Source organism: Streptomyces kunmingensis (genome assembly GCF_039533535.1).
In the GTDB taxonomy this organism is placed as follows: Bacteria; Actinomycetota; Actinomycetes; order Streptomycetales; family Streptomycetaceae; genus Streptomyces; species Streptomyces kunmingensis.
On sequence record NZ_BAAATS010000048.1, the window covers coordinates 47,131 to 62,920 of the forward strand.

Genomic DNA, 15,790 nt, shown 5'->3' on the forward strand with positions numbered 1-15,790 from the left:
AACTCACAGCCGGAGACCGTGCCCCGGACAATGTCGCCGTCGCACAGCGGCACAGTCCTGCCTCCGTCGGCAGATCTTCTTCGCCGAGTCCGGTATCTGAGATCCAGCGGTATTTCATACCTTTCCCATAGGGAAGGTGTGCACAGTGGCTCGCATGGATTTCTCGTGGACGATCGTCGTCGCCGGGGCCCTGGTCGGGCTCGCGGTCGGGCTGACCGGGATGGGCGGTGGCGCCCTGATGACGCCGATCATGGTCATGTTCTTCGGGGTCAACCCCACCGCCGCCATCGGCAGTGACCTGGCGACCTCGCTGTTCATGAAGCCGTTCGGCGCCGCCGTGCACCAGAAGGCCGGGACGATCCGCTGGGACATCGTCCGGTGGCTGCTGCCCACCGCCGTGCCCGCCGCGTTCGGGGGAGCCCTGCTGCTCCAGGCGTTCGGGGACGGGGAGGAGCTTCAGACGCGGGTCAAGTACGTCATCGGGGGCGCTCTGCTGCTCGCCGTGGTGGGCATGGTCGCCAGGATGTGGCTCGACCGGCGTCGCGGTCTGGGGTCGGCCGCGGCCGAGGACGCCGACGTGCGGGTCCGGCCCATCGCCACGCTGCTGATCGGCCTCGTCGGCGGGGTCGTCGTCGGGATGACCTCGGTCGGTTCCGGCTCGCTGATCATCGTGATGCTGATGCTCGCCCACCCCCGGCTCAAGGCCAATCACCTGGTCGGCACCGATCTGGTGCAGGCCGTCCCGCTGGTCGGTGCCGCCGCTCTCGGGCACTTCCTGGTCGGCGACGTCTCCCTCGGCCTCGCCGGCACCCTGCTGATCGGCGCGATCCCCGGCGTCCTGGGCGGGGCCGTGCTGTCCACCCGGGTCGCGGGCCCCGCCCTGCGCTGGGCGCTGATCGTCCTGCTCACGGGCTCGGGTCTGGCGATGTGGGGGCTCGGCGGGATCCCCCTGGTCGTGTTCTGCCTCGTCATCGCCGCCGTCGGTGCCACCGTCACCCTGCGCACCCGGCGGGCCGACGACAACCCCGGCGTCACGACCGCGGCCCCCGAGCGGTCCCCGACAATGACCCCATGAGGATTTCAGCCCGAGCCGACTACGCGGTGCGCGCCAGCCTGGAACTCGCCGTCCGCGAGAACGGCGAACCGGTCAAGGCGGAGGCCCTCTCCGCCGCGCAGGACATCCCGCACAAGTTCCTGGAAGGGATCCTCAGCGACCTGCGGCGCGGCGGCATCGTCGTCAGCCGGCGCGGCGGCAACGGCGGATACCTGCTCGCACGGGCCGCCGACGCGATCACGGTCGCCGATGTCGTACGGGCCGTCGAGGGGCCCATCGTGTCGGTGCGCGGCGAGCGGCCCAGCGTGCTCACCTACTCGGGCCCGGCCCAGCCGCTGCTCCCGGTGTGGGTGGCGCTGCGGGCCAACGTGCGCAAGATCCTGGAGGGCGTCACGCTCGACGACATCGCCCGCGACCGGCTCCCGGACCCGGTACGGGAACTGGCCGACGACCCGGCGGCCTGGCGCAACCCCTGATCCCGGTCACGAACCCGCCCACATCAGCCGGTCCACCGCCGCCGTCCCCGAGCTGTAGGGCTGCGTAACACTGGGGGACCCGGCCCCGAGCAGCGCCTCAAGTCCCGACACCAGCCGCATGACATCCGGCTGAGGCCGTACCACGAGGCGCAGGAAGCCGCTGGACGAGCCGATCTTGTTGCCGCATTCGCGCACAAGGACCCCGTGCCGCGCGAGCAGCTGATCGCGGACCTCCACCCCGTCGACCCCGTCCGGCAGACGCACGTACAGGAAATTGCCCTGGGACGGGTACACGGTCAGGCCGGGCAGCCGGCCGAGGTGCCGGCGCATGTCCTGGCGGTCGCGGCAGACCTGCCGGATGCTGTCGGCGTACTCCTGACGGTGCTCGCGCAGCATGAACACCACGGTCTCCGCGAAGGAGTTGAGGTTCCACTTCGGCAGCGCGGCCCGCACGCGCCCGGCCAGGCCCGGGTTGGCGACGAGGTAGCCGAAGCGGATGCCGTGCAGGCCGAAGTTCTTGCCGAGGCTGCGCAGGACGATGACGTTCGGGCGGAGGACGGCCTCCTGGACGAGGCTCGGGTCCTGGCCGCCCTCCGCGTCGGCGAAGTCCAGGAACGACTCGTCGATGACGATGAGGTCCAGGTGGCGCAGCTCGTCGACGAGGGTGAGCAGCGCGCGGCGGGACAGCAGCCCGCCGTCGGGGTTGTTCGGGTTGCAGACGACGGCCGTGCGCGAGCCGCGCGCGTGGATGAACTCCGCGTACGCCGCCGGGTCGAGGGCGAATCCGTCGCGCTCCGGCAGCGGGAACATGTCGACCCGTTTGCCCGTCTCCATCGGCTGGTCCGTCCACCGCCCGAACGTCGGCACCGGCACGGCCAGGGACTCGCGGACCAGCAAGTGGTCGATCCAGGTGATGAGTTCGGTGGAACCGTTGCCCATCGCGACGGTCGCGGGGTTGAGCCCGAGGACATGGCAGAGCTCGGCCGTGATCGTCGCCGCGTCGCTCGGGTAGTACGTCAGGATCTCGTGCAGCCGCCCGCGCAGCGCGTCCAGCATCGCGGGCGTGGGGAAGTACGGGTTGCAGGGGATGCAGAAGTCGGTCACCGGGCCCTCGGCGCCACCGCCCGCGCCGGCCCGCGTCAGCTGGCCGTACGAGGGGCTGTGGGCCGTGGCGCTCCGGAAGAGTGAGACGACGCTTCCGCTCATGAAAATGCCTCCGCCCGTATCCGTGTCGGACTTGATTACGGATACGGGCGGGACAGCGTTCAAACGCTGGTGCTCACGAGGTGCTAGACACCGAACGAGTGCACCGTCGTCGAGCGGTACGTCTCCCCGGGCCGCAGCACCGTCGACGGGAACGCCGGCTGGTTCGGCGAGTCCGGGAAGTGCTGCGTCTCCAGGCAGAGTCCGTCGCCCTGCCGGTAGGTGCGCCCGGACGGGCCGACGAGCGTGCCGTCGAGGAAGTTGCCGGAGTAGAACTGCACCCCGGGCTGGTCCGTGGCGATCTTCAGGGTGCGGCCCGTGCCCGGGTCGCGCAGGGTCGCGAAGTGCACCGGGCGGTTCGTGAGGCCCTTGTCGAGCACCCAGTTGTGGTCGAAGCCCTTGGCGGTGACGAGCTGCGGGTGAGCGGCACGGATGTCGTCGCCGATCGCCTTCGGACGGCGGAAGTCGAACGGGGTGCCCGCGACCTTCGCCAGCTCACCGGTCGGGATGAGACCCGCGTCGGTGGGCGTGTAGCGGGACGCGGCGAGGGTCAGCTCGTGGTCGTAGATGCCACCGCTGCCCTCTCCCGCGAGGTTGTAGTAGGTGTGGTTGGTGAGGTTGACGACGGTGGCCTTGTCCGTCGTCGCCTTGTAGTCGATGCGCCAGTCGCCGCGCGCGGTGAGGGTGTAGGTGACCGTCACGTTGAGCGTGCCGGGGTAGCCCATCTCACCGTCGAGCGACGTGTAGTGCAGGTGCAGGCCGACGTCGGAGCCGGACGCGAACGGCTCCACGTCCCACACCCGCGTGTTGAAGCCCTTCGCACCGCCGTGCAGCGAGTTGTCCCCGTCGTTGACGGAGAGCTGGTACGCCTTGCCGTCCAGGGTGAAACGGCCGCCCGCGATGCGGTTCCCGTACCGGCCGATGGTGGCGCCGAAGAACGTGGTGCCGGTGACGTAGCCCTCGATGTTGTCGTAGCCGAGGGAGACGTTCACGTACCGGCCGCGCCGGTCGGGCAGTTCCAGGGACTGCACGATGCCGCCGTAGGAGAGGACCTTCAGGCGGGTCCCGCCGTTGGCCAGGCTCCAGCGGTAGATCTTCGTGCCGTCGGCGAGCTTGCCGAACAGCTCCTTCGCCGGCTTCCTTCCCGACGCGGCCGGCGCGGACGGCGCGGCATGTGCCGTGCCGCCGAGCGTGGTGGTGGCGGCGATGCCCGCGGCGCCGGCCGCCGCGAGCACCGTGCGTCTGGTCGTGTCCATCTGACGCTCCTAAAGCGGGGAGTGGTGCCTGATGAAGTGCGACGTGCGTGTGGGGAGTGGGTGCGCTCACGAACCTGCGCGGCGCTTGTTCCACACGTCGAAGCCGACCGCGGCGAGCAGGGCGAGGCCCTTGATCACCGACTGCCAGTCGGAGCCGACGCCGAGCAGGTTCATGCCGTTGTTCAGCACACCGAGGACGAGACCGCCGATGATCGCGCCGAGGATGGTGCCGACCCCGCCGCTCATGGAGGCGCCGCCGATGAAGGAGGCGGCGATCGCCTCCAGCTCGAAGTTGAGACCGGCCTTCGGCGAGGCCGCGTTCAGGCGGGCGGCCACGACCAGGCCCGCCAGGGCCGCGAGGACGCCCATGTTGAGGAAGACGTAGAAGGAGACCTTCTTGTCCTTCACGCCGGAGAGCTTGGCCGCGGGCAGGTTGCCGCCGATGGCGTAGATGTGACGGCCGAAGATCGAGTTGCGCATCAGGTAGCCGTAGCCGACGACCAGGACACCGAGGATGAGCAGGACGATCGGGGCGCCCTTGTAGCTGGCGAGCAGCAGCGTCACCACGGCTATGGCGGCGACGATCGCGATCAGCTTCAGGATGAACAGGTTGAACGGCGGCAGGTCCAGGGCGAACTCCTGCTGGCGGCGCCGGTCGCGCAGCTCCTGCACGACCACGGCCGCGGCGAGCACCACACCGAGCAGCAGGGTGAGGTTGTGGTAGTTCGTGTTGGGGCCGACCTCGGGCAGGAAGCCGTTGCCGAGCTTGCCCAGGCCCTCCGGGAACGGGCCGAGGGTCTGCCCCTTCAGCAGGATCTCCGTGAGACCGCGCCACACCAGCATGCCCGCCAGGGTCACGATGAAGGACGGTATGCCTCCGTAGGCGATCAGCCAGCCCTGGATGCAGCCGGCGGCGCCGCCCATCGCGAGGCAGATGACCGCCGCGACGGGCCAGGGCACGTCGTGACTGACCATGAGGACGGCGGCCGTCGAACCGACGAACGCGGTCAGTGATCCCACCGACAGGTCGATGTGTCCGGCGATGATGACCAGCATCATGCCGATCGCGAGGATCAGGATGTAGCTGTTCTGCAGCACCAGGTTGGACACGTTGCGCGGCAGGATCAGGTCGCCGTCGGTCCAGACGGCGAAGACGACCACGAGGAGGCCGAGCGCGAGCAGCATGCCGTACTGGCGCATGTTGCGGCGCATCCCGTCGAGCACGAGACGCAGCAGCCCGCCCTCGCCGGCGGCTCCGTCCTTGCCCGGCGGCGCGGGGGCCGGGGACTTGTCCATCACGTCCGTGCTCATCGAGATACCTCTTCTGTCCCGTTCTTGTCCTTGGTCATCAGGCGCATCAGGGACTCCTGCGTCGCCTCCGCGCGGGTGACCTCACCGGTCAGCCGTCCCGCGCTCATCGTGTAGATGCGGTCGCACATGCCGAGAAGCTCGGGCAGTTCGGAGGAGATGAACACCACCGCCTTGCCCTCGGCCGCGAGCTTGTCGATGACCGTGTAGATCTCGTACTTGGCGCCCACGTCGATCCCGCGGGTCGGCTCGTCGAGGATGAGCACCTCGGGGCCCGCGAAGATCCACTTGCTGAGGACGACCTTCTGCTGGTTGCCGCCCGACAGCTTGCCCACCGGTTCGAAGACCGTGGGGGCCTTGATGTTCATCGACTTGCGGTACTCCTCGGCGACCTGCCGCTCCCCGTGCTCGTCGACCACACCGCGCTTGGAGACCTTGCCGAGGGCCGCGAGGGAGATGTTGCGGTTGATGGTGTCGAGGAGGTTGAGGCCGTAGTGCTTGCGGTCCTCGGTCGCGTACGCGATGCCGTGCGCGACGGCCTCCGCGACCGACTTCGTACGGATCTCGGCGCCGTCCTTGAGCACGGTGCCGGCCGCGTACCGGCCGTAGGTCCGCCCGAAGACGTTCATCGCGAGTTCGGTGCGGCCCGCGCCCATCAGGCCCGCGATCCCGACGATCTCCCCGCGGCGTACGTGCAGGGAGACGTCGTCGACGACCTTGCGCTCGCGGTCCAGGGGGTGGTGCACGGTCCAGTTGCGGATCTCCAGGGCCGGCGCCGCGCCCTTCTCGGCCTGGTGCGGGGTGCGCTCGGGGAAGCGGTGCTCCAGGTCGCGGCCGACCATCCCGGAGATGATCCGGTCCTCGGTGGTCTCCTCGGCGTGCACGTCGAGGGTCTCGATGGTGCGGCCGTCCCGCAGGATCGTCACGGAGTCGGCGACGCGGCGGATCTCGTTCAGCTTGTGGGAGATGATGATCGAGGTGATGCCCTGTTCCTTCAACTCCAGGATCAGGTCGAGGAGTTTGCCGGAGTCCTCGTCGTTGAGCGACGCGGTCGGCTCGTCCAGGATCAGCAGCTTCACGTCCTTGGCGAGCGCCTTGGCGATCTCCACGAGCTGCTGCTTGCCGACACCGATGTCGGTGATCCGGGTGTTGGGGTTCTCCTCCAGGCCCACCCGGCGCAGCTGCCGGGTGGCGTGCATCAAGGTCTGCCGCCAGTCGATGAGCCCGCGCGTGGCGTGCTCGTTGCCGAGGAACATGTTCTCGGCGATCGACAGGTAGGGGACCAGCGCCAGCTCCTGGTGGATGATGACGATGCCCCGCTTCTCGGACGCGTTGATGTCCTTGAACTGGCAGGGCTGCCCCTCGAAGAGGATCTCCCCCTCGTAGCTTCCGTGCGCGTGGAGGCCGGAGAGGACCTTCATCAGGGTGGACTTGCCGGCGCCGTTCTCCCCGCAGATGGCGTGGACCTCGCCCTGACGTACGGTCAGGTTGACGTCCGAGAGCGCTTTCACACCGGGAAAGGTCTTGACGATCGAGCGCATTTCCAGGACGGGTCCCGCCATGGTCGTGCCCTTCAACTAGTGGTCGGACAGGGGTACTTACTTCTGGCCCAGGTCGGCCTTGGTGTAGTAACCGGTGTCGATCAGTTCCTTCTCGTAGTTGTCCTTGGTGACCAGGACGGGCTTGAGCAGGTACGCGGGAATGACCTTCACGCCGTTGTCGTAGGTCTTGGTGTCGTTGAGCTCGGGCTTCTTGTCGTTCAGCACGCTGTCGACCATGCCCGCGGCGACCTTGGCCTGCTTGCGGAGGTCCTTGTAGACCGTCGAGTACTGCTGGCCCGCGATGATCGACTTCACCGAGGCGACCTCGGCGTCCTGCCCGGAGACGGGCGGCAGCGGCTTGGACGCGGAGCCGTAGCCGTCCGACTTCAACGCCGAGATGATGCCGATGGAGATGCCGTCGTACGGGGAGAGCACCGCGTCCACACGGTTGCTGCCCTTGTACGTCGAGGTCAGGATGTCGTCCATGCGCTTCTGCGCGGTGGCGCCGTCCCAGCGCAGCGTGGTGACCTGGTTGAGCTTGGTCTGGCCGGACTTGACGACCAGCTGCTTCTTGTCGATGTAGGGCTGGAGCACCTTCATCGCGCCGCCGAAGAAGTACTTGGTGTTGTTGTCGTCGTTGGAGCCGGCGAACAGCTCGATGTTGAACGGGCCCTTCTTGCCCTTGCTCAGACCCAGATTGTCGACCAGCGACGTGGCCTGCAGCTCGCCGACCTTCTCGTTGTCGAACGTCGCGTAGTAGTCGACGTTCTTGGTGTCGAGGATCAGCCGGTCGTAGGCGATGACCGGGATGTTCGCGTCCTTGGCCTGCTGGAGCACCGAGCTGAGCGACTTGTTGTCGATCGCGGCGACGATCAGCGCGGAGACACCCTGCGTGATCATGTTCTCGATCTGGGAGACCTGCTGGTCCGGGTCGTCCTCGCCGTACACCAGCTGCGTCTTGTAGCCCTTGTCCTTCAGGGCCTTGACGACGTTGTTGCCGTCCGCGATCCAACGCTCCGAGGACTTCGTCGGCATCGCGACGCCGACCGTGGATCCCTTGGCGTCCTTCTTGCCCTCTTCCTTGCCACCCTCGCTGTTCTGGCCGCAGGCGGTCAGGGTGAGCGCGAGGGAGGCGGTCGCGGCTATCGCGGCTACAGCGGCTCGGCGGTTTCGCATGGTCATCATCCTTGATGTGTGAGTGCGGGGCCCGGTCGGAAGAAGCGAAGTCGCTGACGGAGAGCGGGGGTTGACCGAGAACCGAAGTGCGTTGGATTGTGCGCGGCTCTGTCGTGTTCTGTGAAGTTACGTGTCCAGAACGTTATTCAGCCGCGCCGAAGCGCCGGAGCGTTCCCGGCAGCCGCGAACCGAGCGGCGACATACCGCCGTCGGCCCCGTGCCGGGCGAGCAGATCGAGCGCGAGCCGGCCCCGGCGCACCCGCTCACGGGCGGTGTCGAGGGTGACGTCACGCAGATGGGTGCCGTACGGATAGATGGCGGGCGCCTTGGCGAGCCCGAACTTCAGGTACAACGGGGCGCCGCGGCGCACCAATTCGGCGATCTCGTACATCCGGATATAGCCACCGAGGTCGTCAGGGGCCTCGACGTACATGTCCATCGGAGCCGCGGACAGCCGGCGGATCTCGGTGAGGTGGGTGAGCGTCAGGTCCGACGGCACGTTCAGCGAGTCGGCGCCGAGCCCCTCGTACACGGCGTACGAGGCCGGGTTCACGGGCCCGATGAGCGCGGAGACCTTCAGCGTCGTGTCGGCCGGGATGATCCCCTGGGCGCGCGCCCGGTGCAGCGTCCACAGCACGCCCTCGTCGGCGACGAGCAGGCACTTGACGCCCAGCTCCGTCGCCCGTACGGCATCCTCGACGCAGCCGGCGACGGCGTCGTGACCGCGGGCGCGCAGCCCGGCGCCGCGCGAGTCGGTGCGCACGGAGGCGCCGGTGTCCCAGGTGCCGCGCGGCCCCGTGAACAGGCACAGCTCGATGTCACGCTCGGCGGTCGCCTCGACCATCTCGACGATCTCGGTGTCCCGCAGCATCCAGACGCCGCTGCCCTGGCTGATCCGGTGGATGGGGACGTCGAGCCGCGAGGACTCCTTCAATACGACGCCGACGGCCTCGGGCCCTTCGACGGAGGGGACCTCCACGCGCCACGTCCCGCCGTCCGGGAACGTGTGCGGGGAGGTGTCCGCCGGGTCCGGAGCGGGTGCGCTCAGCCCGAGGGAGGAGAGGGCGGGTTCGCCGGGTCGGCGGGGTGAGTCGGTCACGCTCGTCCTTTGTTTTGTTCGAGGTCTCAGAAGAATTTGTCCGGGGAAGGGGAAGGGGGAGGGCCGGCTACGGCCGCAGCAGCACCTTGCCCACCTTGGGATCCCCGGCTCCGACCCACTCGATGGCCTCGGCGAACCGCTCCAGCGGCACCTCGTGCGTCACCAGCGGCAGCGGATCGAGGAGCCCCGCACCGAAGACCCGCACGGCGTGCGCCCAGGCGTCGGGGGCGGCCCCGAACACGGTCCGCACCTCCAGCTGGCGCACCACCAGATCGGTGGGGTCGAGCCCCTCGGCGCCCGCCGCGGGAATGCCGGTGAGCACCAGACGCCCGCCCCGCCGCAGCAGGGACGCGGCGGTCCGGGCCGCCGACGCGGAGCCCGCGGTCTCGATCACGACATCGATGTCGTCGGGCAGCTGATCCGTGCGCAGCCGGAAGTCCGTCGCCCCGAACTGCCGGGAGAGCGCCTCCCGTTCGTTCCTCGTGCCGACGACGAGCAGCTCGGCGGGCGAGTTCGCCGCGAGGAACTGCACGGCGAACATCCCGAGCGTCCCGGTCCCGACCACCGCGACCCGCTGACCCGGCCGCGCCTCGGCCTTGAGCGCCGCGGCGGCGATGCACGCGGCCGGCTCCAGAAGGGCGGCGGCGCTCAGATCGGCGTCGTCGGGCAGTACGTGCAGGAGGCGGGCCGGGAGGACCAGCGTGGCCGCCATCGCCCCGGCCTGCGTGAAGCCCGTCTCCTCGTACCCGGCGGTGCACAGCGTCGTCTCACCGGCGTGGCAGCGGTCGCACACCTGGCAGTTCCGGAAGCCCTCGCCGACGACCTTGCGGCCGACCAGCCCGTCCGGCACCCCGTCGCCCACGGCCTCCACGACCCCGGACCACTCGTGCCCGGGGGTCAGCGGGTAACGCACGTACCCCTCGGGCCGGTTGCCCTGGTAGACCTCGCGGTCGCTGCCGCAGATCCCCACGGCGTGCACGCGCACCCGCGCCTCACCCGGGCCGGGCGGCGCGGGCTCGTGCGGCACGACCCGGTGCCGGCCGGGCCCGTCGACGACGACCGCGGAACTCACTCGGACCCCTTGGGCGCGCGCTTCTCCCAGCCCTCGGCCCACAGGTCGAAACGGGCCTGCTGCTGCGGGAACTCGGCGGCCGCGTCCACGTCGAGCTCGACGCCGAGGCCGGGCTCGTGCGACAGCTCGAAGTACCCGTCCACGACCTGCGGAGCGCCCTTGACGACCTTCTTGATCTCCGCGTCCGCGAAGTCGTTGAAGTGCTCCAGGATCTTGAAGTTGGGGGAGGTGAACCCGACCTGGAGGGAGGCGGCGGTCAGCACGGGACCGCCCACGTTGTGCGGGGCGACCAGCATGTAGTGGGTCTCGGCGGTGGCGGCGAGCTTGCGCGTCTCCCAGATGCCGCCGAGGTGGCCGACGTCGGGCTGGATGATGTCGACGGCCTGGCTCTCGAACAGCTCACGGAACTCGATCCGGTCGTGGATCCGCTCGCCCGTCGCCATCGGGATGTCGACCTTGGCGGCGACCTTCTCCAGCGCCTTGAGGTTCTCCGGCGGCACCGGCTCCTCCAGCCACGCGGGCTTGAACGGCGCCAGGTCCTTGGCCAGCCGGATCGCGGTCGCGGGGGAGAACCGGCCGTGCATCTCCAGCATCAGCTCGGCGTCGGGCCCGATCGCGTCCCGCACGGCCTCGATCAACGACACGGCGTACAGGGACTGCTCGTGGTCCAGCTCGAAGTGCCCGGTGCCGAACGGGTCGATCTTCAGCGCCTTGTACCCGCGCTCGATCACCGCCTGCGCGGCCTTGTGGTACGCCTCCGGGGTCCGCTCGGTGGTGTACCAGCCGTTGGCGTACGCCTTGACCCTGTCGGTGACCTTGCCGCCGAGCAGCTGCCAGACCGGAACGCCGAGCGCCTTGCCCTTGATGTCCCAGCAGGCCATCTCCACCACGGCGATGCCGGACATGACGATCTCGCCGGCCCGCCCGTAGTCGCCGTACTTCATCCGGTGGACGAGATCCTCGACGGCGAACGGGTCCGACCCAACAATGTGATTGGCCAGCGCCTCGTTCAAGTAGCCGATGAGCGCGTCGGTGTGGCCCAGCATGCGGGTCTCGCCGACGCCGGTGATCCCCTCGTCGGTGTGCACCTGGACGTAGGTCAGATTCCGCCAGGGCGTTCCGACCACATGCGTGCTGATTCCCGTGATGCGCAAGGCAATTGCCCCCTGTGCCGATCGTTGCCGTTCGATATTTCGTCACTCGTTCGAAATGCTGGCGTGACAGTAAAGACGGCCATGTGGGGGTGTCAATGGTCTGCGCAGAGGTTGCGCAGAGGTTCTTCGTTGTGCTTCGTCCCTCGGAACACGCTGTTTCGCACAGAAGTTTCACAGCACCGGCTTTTTCCGTTACCGGCCGGGCGCCTAGCCTCCCTACGTCATGGACTATTGCCACCCGTGCCGAAGGCACCTCAACGGGGCTCTGGCCTGCCCCGGCTGCGGCACCCCCGCCGACGCCGTGCGCGCCTACGCCGAGGCGCTCGACGCGCACGAGTCGGCCGACGAGTCGCAGACGCCGCACGACGGCGAGTCCGCGCGCCCGCGCAGCAGACGCCGCCCCCGCAGGGCGCACCGCCGCCGCCGGGGACGCATCCTCCTCGCCACGGCCGGCCTCGCCCTCGCCGCGGGCGGCCTCAGCCTCGCCGAACTCGCCACCGAGTCCTCCGGCGGTGGCGACGCCCAGGCGGCTCCGGACACCGCGGACGCCGTGACGGAGGCGGGCGGTGACGGCGGGTCCCCGAGCGCCGCGGCCCCGCCCGGCAGCGTCTCGGCCTCGGCCTCCGCGTCACCCGGCGCGTCCGGGTCCGCGTCCGCGTCGGCCTCGGCGTCACCGAGCGCGGACGAGAGCAGCGGCTCCCCTTCGGCGGACGCCGACAGTGGTGATGACAGTGACGACGGCAGCGGTACGCCGGTGAACGCCCCGTCGTCCAGGGCCGGTTCGACCCCGGGCTCCCCGTCGACCTCGCAGCCGACCAGCCCGGACCCGGACCCGACGACCGCGTCCCCGACCCCCGAACCGACCCCGACGGAGACGTGCGACCGCTTCCTGTGGTGGTGCACGTAGGGCGTCCGGCCCTATGGGTGCTGCATGTAGGGCGTCCGGCCCTATGGGTGCTGCATGTAGGGCGTCCGGCCCTATGGGTGCTGCATGTAGGGCGTCCGGCCCTGTTGGCGCTGCATGTCGGGCGTCTGGCCCTGAGCGGGCGGGATCACTCCGCCCCGACCATCGTCTTCAGCATGTCCCGCAGTGCGAGGCGCTCGTCCCGGGACAGCCCGGCCAGCGGCTCGCGCGCGAAGTCGAGGGAGTCCCGCAGACTCCGCGCCACACGCGCGCCCTCCTCCGTGGGCGCCGCCACCTTCACACGCCGGTCCCCGGGCGACGGCTGCCGCTCCACGAGCTGCCGCGCCTCCAGGCGGTCCACGATCCCCGTGATGTTCGACGGCTCGCACTTCAGACGCTGCGCGATCTGCCGCATCGGCAGCGGCTCCAGCGCCAGGAGGCTGAGCACCCGCGCCTGCGCCCCGGTCAGCCCGTGCCGCGCGGCCGCCTCCTCGTACTCCTGGTAGTAGCGCGCGACGACAGCCCCGATCAGCTCGACCACTTCGAGCGTGAGCGGATCGGTACGGCGCGGACGGGTGACGGTCATGGTCTCCAGGGTACCCAGTTACTTGACATCCTGAAATATTCAGGAGCATGGTTGTTTCACGTACTGAAGTAGTTGTCTCTCTGTGATGAAGGATCAGCGAATGCCCGCCGACACCCCCCAGATCCCCGCCACCGGCCGCGAGTGGGCCCTGATCAGCCGTCCCGTCGGCTGGCCCGAGCCCTCGGACTTCGAGCTCCGCGAGGCCCCGGTGGTCGAGCCGGGCCCCGGCCAGGTCCTCGTCAAGAACCTCTACGTGTCCGTCGACCCGTACATGCGCGGCCGTATGAGCGCCGCGAAGTCGTACGTCGCCCCCTACGAGCTGGGCAAGCCCATGCAGGCCGGCGCCGTCGGCGAGGTCATCGCCTCGAACGACGAGGGTGTCGCGGTCGGCGACCACGTCCTGCACTTCTTCGGCTGGCGCGAGTACGCGACGTTCGACGCGAAGCAGGCCGTCAAGGTCGACCCCGAGGCCGCGCCCCTGTCGACGTACCTCGGCGTGCTCGGCATGACGGGCCTCACCGCGTACGCGGGCCTGCTGCGCACGCTCTCCTTCAAGGAGGGCGACAGTGTCTTCGTCTCCGGCGCCGCGGGCGCGGTCGGCGGCCAGGTCGGCCAGATCGCCAAGCTCAAGGGCGCCTCGCGCGTCGTCGGCTCGGCCGGCTCGGACGAGAAGGTCAAGCTGCTCCTGGAGGAGTACGGCTTCGACGCGGCCTTCAACTACAAGACCGGCAACGTCCACGAGCAGCTGAAGGAGGCGGCCCCCGACGGCATCGACACGTACTTCGACAACGTCGGCGGCGACCACCTCGAAGCCGCCATCGCGCGGCTGAACCGCGACGGCCGCATCGCCATCTGCGGCGCGATCTCCGTCTACAACAGCACGGAGCCGGCCCCCGGCCCGCGCAACCTCGCCCGTCTCATCCAGACCCGCGGTCGCATCGAGGGCTTCCTCGTCGGCGACCACTACGACCTCCAGCCGCAGTTCGTGCAGGAGGTCGGCGCGTGGGTCCGCTCCGGCGAGCTCAAGTACCGCGAGACGGTCGTCGAGGGCATCGAGAACAACCTGGAGGCGTTCCTCGGCGTCCTGCGCGGCGACAACACGGGCAAGATGGTCGTCAAGCTCTGACACCCGGCGTCTTCTTGTAGCGGTGGCCCTCGTCCTCTGTGACGGGGGCCACTTTGGTTTGGGGCGGGGGTCACTTTGGTTTGTGATGGGGGCCACTTTCGTTACGCCGACCATTCGATAGGCTGCTTCCATCTGACGGATGAGACTTTCCGCATCGTGGAGTTAGCGTTGTGGAGTTAGGGAGTACGGGTATGGCCATCACGCAGTCCGACGTCGTCTACACCGCCGTAGCCACCGCCGAGAACGGCCGCGACGGCCGCGTCGCCACCGACGACGGCAAGCTCGATGTCGTCGTCAACCCGCCCAAGGAGCAGGGTGGTTCGGGCGCCGGTACCAACCCGGAGCAGCTCTTCGCGGCCGGCTACAGCGCCTGCTTCCAGGGCGCCCTCGCCGTCGTCGCCCGCCAGGAGGGCATCGACATCACCGGCTCGACCGTCACCGCGAAGGTCGGCATCGGCAAGAACGACGACGGTTTCGGTCTGATCGTCTCCATTTCGGCGGTCATCCCGAACGCGGACACGGTCACCGCCCAGTCCCTGATCGAGAAGGCCCACCAGGTCTGCCCGTACTCCAAGGCGACCCGCGGCAACATCACGGTCACGCTCTCGGTCTGACCGGGCTCGACCGGCCGACTGCCGCTGCCCGTCCCGTAAGGTTTGCGCCATGCGTGATCTCGGGGCGGGCTTCGGCTATTTGATGAAAGGGCAGCGCTGGGTTGCCCAGCACGGCAAGCAGTTCGGCTGGAGCCTGCTGCCCGGCCTCATCACCCTCGTCCTGTATGCGGCGGCCCTGGTCTGCCTCGCCCTGTGGGGCGCCGACTTCGTCGGCTGGGCGACCCCGTTCGCCGACGACTGGTCGTCGCCCTGGCTCGGCCTCTTCCGCGGCCTGCTCACCGCCGTCCTCTTCGCCCTGGCCCTGCTCCTGGCGGTGCTGACCTTCACGGCGGTCACCCTCCTGATCGGCCAGCCCTTCTACGAGTCCCTCTCCGAGCAGGTAGACATCGCCGAGGGCGGCCACGCCCCGGAGTCCGGCCTGCCGCTCTGGCGCGACCTGTGGATCTCGGCGCGCGACAGCCTGCGCATCCTGGTGCGGGCCTGCCTGTGGGGGGTCCTCCTCTTCGCGCTCGGCTTCGTCCCCTTCATCGGCCAGACGGTGATCCCGGTCCTCGGCTTCTTCGTCACGGGCTTCTTCCTCTCCGAGGAACTCACGTCGGTGGCCCTTCAGCGGCGAGGCGTCCAACTCCGCGACCGCCTGGCCCTGTTGCGCTCGCGCAAGGGACTGGCGTGGGGCTTCGGGGCGCCCTTGGCGGTGGCCTTCCTGGTCCCGGTGGTGGCGGTGTTCCTGATGCCGGGGGCCGTCGCGGGCGCCACCTTGATGGTGCGTGACATGGAGGGCGCCGCGACTGGGGCGCGCCCGGCCACGAACGACCCGCACCCCGCATCCCACGGTGACGGGACAGACGAGACTCCCCAGGGAATGACGGCATGAAGACAGCGAACCTGGGCGTCCTGTTCGCCATAGAACTCGTCGCTCTCGGCGCCGTGGGCGCCTACGGCTTCACCCGCGACGTGGCGACGCCCCTTGCCTGGCTCTACGGACTGCTCGGCCTGGCGCTCATGATCACCACCTGGGCCCTCTTCGGCTCGCAGAAGGCCCATTACAAGACCCGCGGAGCGACCCGCGTCGCCTTCGAGACCGTCTGGTTCGGCGCGGGCGTCGCGGCCCTGGCCCTCTCCGGCGCGTACGTCTGGGCGGTCGTCTTCGCGGCGGTCTGCGCGCTGAGCAAGGCGCTTGCCGTGCACTGGAACCAGTAGCCCGGCTCCGGTTCTGCCCGG

16 protein-coding genes are annotated in these 15,790 nt (G+C 69.3%); 7 read left to right on the forward strand and 9 right to left on the reverse strand.

What is annotated here, in order from left to right; genetic code table 11:
• Positions 1-154 precede the first annotated feature (154 nt).
• Both ABD366_RS39685 and ABD366_RS39690 read left to right on the forward strand, forming a co-directional pair.
• The gene (locus tag ABD366_RS39685) at positions 155-1,075 is read left to right on the forward strand and encodes a sulfite exporter TauE/SafE family protein (RefSeq protein ID WP_324773175.1); all 921 of its coding nucleotides are present in this window, start codon (positions 155-157) and stop codon (positions 1,073-1,075) included.
• Positions 1,072-1,530: an RrF2 family transcriptional regulator gene (locus ABD366_RS39690; RefSeq protein WP_324773177.1), complete on the forward strand. Its 459-nt coding sequence runs from the start codon at positions 1,072-1,074 to the stop codon at positions 1,528-1,530. The genes ABD366_RS39685 and ABD366_RS39690 overlap by 4 nt, the downstream gene beginning before the upstream one ends.
• A gap of 6 nt (positions 1,531-1,536) precedes the next feature.
• On the opposite strand, the gene ABD366_RS39695 is transcribed toward ABD366_RS39690, so the two are convergent.
• The 8 genes from ABD366_RS39695 to ABD366_RS39730 all read right to left on the reverse strand — a co-directional run bounded on the left by ABD366_RS39695 (position 1,537) and on the right by ABD366_RS39730 (position 11,339).
• On the reverse strand, positions 1,537-2,736 hold the full coding sequence (locus tag ABD366_RS39695) for a pyridoxal phosphate-dependent aminotransferase (RefSeq protein ID WP_411293834.1): 1,200 nt from the start codon (positions 2,734-2,736) through the stop codon (positions 1,537-1,539).
• A gap of 83 nt (positions 2,737-2,819) precedes the next feature.
• Positions 2,820-3,989 (reverse strand): aldose epimerase family protein, encoded by a 1,170-nt coding sequence (locus ABD366_RS39700; RefSeq protein ID WP_324773179.1) that lies wholly within the window; start codon positions 3,987-3,989, stop codon positions 2,820-2,822.
• 66 nt (positions 3,990-4,055) lie between these two features.
• A complete protein-coding gene (gene mmsB, locus ABD366_RS39705; protein WP_324773181.1) occupies positions 4,056-5,300 on the reverse strand; it encodes a multiple monosaccharide ABC transporter permease in 1,245 nt (414 codons plus the stop codon).
• Positions 5,297-6,859, reverse strand: a complete 1,563-nt coding sequence (gene mmsA / locus ABD366_RS39710; protein ID WP_324773182.1) for a multiple monosaccharide ABC transporter ATP-binding protein — start codon at positions 6,857-6,859, stop codon at positions 5,297-5,299. Before mmsA ends, mmsB begins: the two co-directional genes overlap by 4 nt.
• 36 nt (positions 6,860-6,895) lie before the next feature.
• Positions 6,896-8,014, reverse strand: coding sequence for a multiple monosaccharide ABC transporter substrate-binding protein (chvE, locus tag ABD366_RS39715; protein WP_324773183.1), 1,119 nt, complete (start codon positions 8,012-8,014; stop codon positions 6,896-6,898).
• A gap of 142 nt (positions 8,015-8,156) precedes the next feature.
• Positions 8,157-9,113: a hypothetical protein gene (locus ABD366_RS39720; protein ID WP_324773185.1), complete on the reverse strand. Its 957-nt coding sequence runs from the start codon at positions 9,111-9,113 to the stop codon at positions 8,157-8,159.
• A gap of 67 nt (positions 9,114-9,180) precedes the next feature.
• Complete coding sequence (locus ABD366_RS39725; protein WP_324773187.1) at positions 9,181-10,185, reverse strand: zinc-dependent alcohol dehydrogenase; 1,005 nt, start codon at positions 10,183-10,185, stop codon at positions 9,181-9,183.
• Positions 10,182-11,339 (reverse strand): mandelate racemase/muconate lactonizing enzyme family protein, encoded by a 1,158-nt coding sequence (locus tag ABD366_RS39730; RefSeq protein WP_324773189.1) that lies wholly within the window; start codon positions 11,337-11,339, stop codon positions 10,182-10,184. The genes ABD366_RS39725 and ABD366_RS39730 overlap by 4 nt, the downstream gene beginning before the upstream one ends.
• A gap of 223 nt (positions 11,340-11,562) precedes the next feature.
• Between ABD366_RS39730 and ABD366_RS39735 the strand changes: the two genes are divergently transcribed.
• Entirely contained in the window at positions 11,563-12,246 is a 684-nt protein-coding gene (locus tag ABD366_RS39735; protein WP_344443422.1) for an SCO2400 family protein, read from the forward strand.
• Between the two features lie 145 nt (positions 12,247-12,391).
• Here ABD366_RS39735 and ABD366_RS39740 read toward each other — a convergent pair whose 3' ends face one another.
• Positions 12,392-12,829, reverse strand: a complete 438-nt coding sequence (locus tag ABD366_RS39740) for a MarR family winged helix-turn-helix transcriptional regulator (RefSeq protein WP_324775977.1) — start codon at positions 12,827-12,829, stop codon at positions 12,392-12,394.
• A gap of 100 nt (positions 12,830-12,929) precedes the next feature.
• Between ABD366_RS39740 and ABD366_RS39745 the strand changes: the two genes are divergently transcribed.
• The 4 genes from ABD366_RS39745 to ABD366_RS39760 all read left to right on the forward strand — a co-directional run bounded on the left by ABD366_RS39745 (position 12,930) and on the right by ABD366_RS39760 (position 15,769).
• The gene (locus tag ABD366_RS39745) at positions 12,930-13,955 is read left to right on the forward strand and encodes an NADP-dependent oxidoreductase (RefSeq protein WP_324775979.1); all 1,026 of its coding nucleotides are present in this window, start codon (positions 12,930-12,932) and stop codon (positions 13,953-13,955) included.
• 191 nt (positions 13,956-14,146) lie between these two features.
• Complete coding sequence (locus ABD366_RS39750) at positions 14,147-14,569, forward strand: organic hydroperoxide resistance protein (protein WP_324775981.1); 423 nt, start codon at positions 14,147-14,149, stop codon at positions 14,567-14,569.
• Between the two features lie 49 nt (positions 14,570-14,618).
• Positions 14,619-15,443 (forward strand): EI24 domain-containing protein, encoded by an 825-nt coding sequence (locus tag ABD366_RS39755; protein ID WP_324775983.1) that lies wholly within the window; start codon positions 14,619-14,621, stop codon positions 15,441-15,443.
• Positions 15,440-15,769: a YrdB family protein gene (locus ABD366_RS39760; protein ID WP_324775985.1), complete on the forward strand. Its 330-nt coding sequence runs from the start codon at positions 15,440-15,442 to the stop codon at positions 15,767-15,769. Before ABD366_RS39755 ends, ABD366_RS39760 begins: the two co-directional genes overlap by 4 nt.
• Positions 15,770-15,790: the final 21 nt, after the last annotated feature.

What these genes read in the sequence shown, in the direction of transcription:
- ABD366_RS39745 (WP_324775979.1), top strand. Translation starts at nt 12,930, where the DNA reads ATGCCCGCCGACACCCCCCAGATCCCCGCCACCGGCCGCGAGTGGGCC.
- chvE (WP_324773183.1), bottom strand. Translation starts at nt 8,014, where the DNA reads ATGCGAAACCGCCGAGCCGCTGTAGCCGCGATAGCCGCGACCGCCTCC.
- ABD366_RS39700 (WP_324773179.1), bottom strand. Translation starts at nt 3,989, where the DNA reads ATGGACACGACCAGACGCACGGTGCTCGCGGCGGCCGGCGCCGCGGGC.
- ABD366_RS39750 (WP_324775981.1), top strand. Translation starts at nt 14,147, where the DNA reads ATGGCCATCACGCAGTCCGACGTCGTCTACACCGCCGTAGCCACCGCC.
- ABD366_RS39685 (WP_324773175.1), top strand. Translation starts at nt 155, where the DNA reads ATGGATTTCTCGTGGACGATCGTCGTCGCCGGGGCCCTGGTCGGGCTC.
- ABD366_RS39690 (WP_324773177.1), top strand. Translation starts at nt 1,072, where the DNA reads ATGAGGATTTCAGCCCGAGCCGACTACGCGGTGCGCGCCAGCCTGGAA.
- ABD366_RS39735 (WP_344443422.1), top strand. Translation starts at nt 11,563, where the DNA reads ATGGACTATTGCCACCCGTGCCGAAGGCACCTCAACGGGGCTCTGGCC.
- ABD366_RS39695 (WP_411293834.1), bottom strand. Translation starts at nt 2,736, where the DNA reads ATGAGCGGAAGCGTCGTCTCACTCTTCCGGAGCGCCACGGCCCACAGC.
- mmsB (WP_324773181.1), bottom strand. Translation starts at nt 5,300, where the DNA reads ATGAGCACGGACGTGATGGACAAGTCCCCGGCCCCCGCGCCGCCGGGC.
- ABD366_RS39760 (WP_324775985.1), top strand. Translation starts at nt 15,440, where the DNA reads ATGAAGACAGCGAACCTGGGCGTCCTGTTCGCCATAGAACTCGTCGCT.
- ABD366_RS39740 (WP_324775977.1), bottom strand. Translation starts at nt 12,829, where the DNA reads ATGACCGTCACCCGTCCGCGCCGTACCGATCCGCTCACGCTCGAAGTG.
- mmsA (WP_324773182.1), bottom strand. Translation starts at nt 6,859, where the DNA reads ATGGCGGGACCCGTCCTGGAAATGCGCTCGATCGTCAAGACCTTTCCC.
- ABD366_RS39755 (WP_324775983.1), top strand. Translation starts at nt 14,619, where the DNA reads ATGCGTGATCTCGGGGCGGGCTTCGGCTATTTGATGAAAGGGCAGCGC.